The following is a 3,003-nucleotide window of genomic DNA, read 5'->3' on the forward strand; positions in this document are numbered from 1 at the left end:
TTAAAAAATCTCGATTTATCGTTAGCATAAGTCGAGATTTTCTATCTTTACGTAAATATTTGCAATTATTAAACTACAATTGGCTCCATGAGTCTTTTTAAGAAAATTTTCGGCTCCAAATCTAAATCTCAACAGGAAGCACACCTTTCTGATGAGCGAGGAAAGTATATGCCGCAAGTAGAATTCCCTATTGACGAACGTTTTACAATCAATTTTCGTAAAAATGGAGGGAAGTTTCTATACTGCGATTCGTTTACTGATGTGTATGATAGTTTGGAAAATATTCTTCTGGAAAATAATTGGGAAGGAAAGGATGTGTTGTGTTTTGATGAGAAACTTCAAGAACAATTTGATAATTTTGATATAAAATTTTCACGCATCAACATGAATGCAAGCTTTTATTTGGCTTCTTGCGAATATTTAATTGCTGATAATGGTTCTATTTTAGTATGTTCTAATCAAATAAAAGAAAAAAAGCTAAACGATTTACCAGACAATTTTGTCATTCTTGCACACACAAGTCAACTTGTAACTACTATAGGCGAAGGTTTGCGCGGTATTAAAAACAAATACAAATCTAATATTCCAAGTAACATAACGACAATCAAGCATTTTCAAGTACAAGAAGAAAAGGACTTTTTATCTTATGGAAGTAGCTCAAAAAACTTATATTTGCTGCTCTTAGAAGACCTCTAGAATGAAAGAACTTTTAACCCGATCTTTAACTGGATTAATTTTTGTATCACTACTTATTTCTTCAGTATACTACTCACAATCAGCTATTTTTGCTGTATTTACCATTTTTGGGTTATTGTGTATGTTTGAATTTAGCAAACTCATCAACCTAAAAGGCGTTGTACAATACATTATCTTTTTAGTGATTATTGGCGTTTTCGTTTTCTGGAAACAGCTACAACCCGACATAAAAATTGAAGAAGCCACCTTAATTTTATTGGTGTTTTCCATGTTTGTCTCTTTATTTTTAATTCGAGATCTATTCAGTAAAAAAATAATTCCACAATACGAATTCAAAAAATACCTGCTCGTTGCATTTTATATAAGTAGTAGTTTTGCTTTTTTATTGTTGATCCCAAACGCAACCGAAACTTACAAACCGTATATTATTTTAGGAAGTTTTATCTTAGTTTGGGTAAATGATTCTTTTGCGTACATTACAGGGAAAAACTTTGGTAGACAGAAGTTGTTTGCTCGAATTTCACCAAAGAAAACGGTAGAAGGCTTTTTAGGCGGATTGCTTTTTTCTTGCATTGCTAGTTATTTTATACATAAATTTACAGGAACCTTAAGTTTTAGTAGCTGGCTTATTTTAGCAATTATAATCAGTTCTATCGGAACTATTGGCGATTTAATTGAATCGAAGTTTAAAAGACAAGCAAACGTAAAAGACAGCGGGACATTAATGCCTGGACACGGCGGAATTTTTGACCGATTGGATAGCATGATATTTTCGGCTCCATTTATTTATTTGTTTTTAAAGATATTACATTATGTTTCATAGAGAAGGCTACAAAATCATCATAGTAACATTTATTATTGTGGCTGCTGTCGTAATTACAGCAGATAAAATTGATGTTGCTTGGATAAAGTATCTATTGCAAGGAATTGCAGTTGTATTTTTAGTATTGATTCTACAATTTTTTAGAAATCCAAAACGCGATACACAAAAGAATGACAGACACGTTATTGCGCCTGTTGATGGAAAAGTGGTTGTTATTGAAGAGGTTTTTGAAAAAGAATACTTCAACGAAAAACGCTTGCAAGTTTCTATATTTATGTCGCCAATAAATGTACACGTAACGCGTTATGCCATTGGTGGAACTATAAAGTACAGCAAATATCATCCTGGGAAATATTTAGTTGCTTGGCATCCGAAATCTTCCGAAGAAAATGAACGCACAACCATTGTAGTTGAAAACGAAACCTACGGAACTATTTTATACCGACAAATTGCAGGTGCGTTGGCAAGACGAATTATTAACTATGCGGAAGAAGGCGAACAAGCTGTGCAAGGTGAAGATGCTGGATTTATAAAATTTGGATCGCGTGTCGATTTGTTTTTACCTTTAGATACGAATCTTAACGTACAACTAAATCAAACCGTAAAAGGCGGCGTCGATATAATTGCTATGAAATAATGAGCACTTCTGACTTAGACATAGAATTTTTTGAAGCCGTAGAACGCGTCAATAATAGCACGGAATCATTTCCTGCTGATTTCTTGTTGCGTTTATATGCGTATTACAAACGCGCTACCAATAACGACGAAAAACCAAGTAGTCGTCGCCCAATTATCAATGCGTTTAAAATGAACGCATTACTACAAATACAAAACATTTCTCCCGAAGGCGCCAAAGAAGCATATATTGCATTGGTGAATTCTTATTTTGAGAATATTTAGATTCTTTTTTAGACTCGCCATGCTTTTAGATCGCTATCGCTCTTAGATTTTTAGATGCGCCTTCGCCTGTTAGAATCGTTCCCGTGTAGGCAGGAATCTATTAGATTTGCTTTGCTTATTAGTATTTTAGCAATCTTTGAAAACTAGCATTATTATAGCACATCTCGATACAAATTTCTTAACAGAAATTCACTCAATGTGACGTGTGCGACTTTAAATCTCGATTCAATTCCTCAGACGTCATTTCGAGTGAAATCTTGCAAAGATTTTGTATCGAGATCTGCTTGGATAAACATAGCGTTTCAAAGTACTTCTCGATACAAATTTGTTCCACAAATTCACTCGAAGTGACGTTTGGAATTAACGATTAAGGATTGTTGATTTTAGATTTTAGATTGTTGATCTATTCCGTTTCCAAGAACAATCAACAAATTAACGAAGCGACTCCAAACTCGCTTTCAATGTCGCAATCTTAGCTTCTGAATCAGAAACTATTTTTCGTTGCTTATCAACGACAACATCTTTTGCATTGTTTACAAATTTTTCATTGTTTAGCATACCTTGCGCACGTTTTAACGAACCTT

At 33.7% G+C, this 3,003-nt stretch carries 5 protein-coding genes; 4 read left to right on the forward strand and 1 reads right to left on the reverse strand.

The features are described 5' to 3' along the window. Nucleotides 1–87: 87 nt before the first annotated feature. The 4 genes from AB8B65_RS01625 to AB8B65_RS01640 are packed head-to-tail and all read left to right on the forward strand — an operon-like array spanning nucleotide 88 to nucleotide 2,419. Nucleotides 88–696 carry an LUD domain-containing protein gene (locus AB8B65_RS01625; RefSeq protein ID WP_405299052.1) on the forward strand — a complete coding sequence of 203 codons (609 nt, stop codon included), beginning with the start codon at nucleotides 88–90 and terminating at the stop codon, nucleotides 694–696. Between the two features lies 1 nt (nucleotide 697). Further along, nucleotides 698–1,519 (forward strand): phosphatidate cytidylyltransferase, encoded by an 822-nt coding sequence (locus AB8B65_RS01630; RefSeq protein WP_405299053.1) that lies wholly within the window; start codon nucleotides 698–700, stop codon nucleotides 1,517–1,519. Continuing rightward, on the forward strand, nucleotides 1,509–2,156 hold the full coding sequence (locus tag AB8B65_RS01635; protein WP_405299054.1) for a phosphatidylserine decarboxylase family protein: 648 nt from the start codon (nucleotides 1,509–1,511) through the stop codon (nucleotides 2,154–2,156). Before AB8B65_RS01630 ends, AB8B65_RS01635 begins: the two co-directional genes overlap by 11 nt. Continuing rightward, nucleotides 2,156–2,419: an acyl-CoA-binding protein gene (locus AB8B65_RS01640; protein WP_405299055.1), complete on the forward strand. Its 264-nt coding sequence runs from the start codon at nucleotides 2,156–2,158 to the stop codon at nucleotides 2,417–2,419. The genes AB8B65_RS01635 and AB8B65_RS01640 overlap by 1 nt, the downstream gene beginning before the upstream one ends. A gap of 432 nt (nucleotides 2,420–2,851) precedes the next feature. On the opposite strand, the gene AB8B65_RS01645 is transcribed toward AB8B65_RS01640, so the two are convergent. Next, the coding region (locus tag AB8B65_RS01645) for a hypothetical protein (RefSeq protein WP_405299056.1) at nucleotides 2,852–3,003 on the reverse strand (152 nt) is incomplete at its 5' end.

It is taken from the genome of Kordia sp. (genome assembly GCF_045105435.1).
GTDB lineage: Bacteria > Bacteroidota > Bacteroidia > Flavobacteriales > Flavobacteriaceae > Kordia.

Coding starts and splice junctions, on each gene's coding strand:
- AB8B65_RS01625 (WP_405299052.1), top strand. CDS start 88: ATGAGTCTTTTTAAGAAAATTTTCGGCTCCAAATCTAAATCTCAACAG.
- AB8B65_RS01630 (WP_405299053.1), top strand. CDS start 698: ATGAAAGAACTTTTAACCCGATCTTTAACTGGATTAATTTTTGTATCA.
- AB8B65_RS01635 (WP_405299054.1), top strand. CDS start 1,509: ATGTTTCATAGAGAAGGCTACAAAATCATCATAGTAACATTTATTATT.
- AB8B65_RS01640 (WP_405299055.1), top strand. CDS start 2,156: ATGAGCACTTCTGACTTAGACATAGAATTTTTTGAAGCCGTAGAACGC.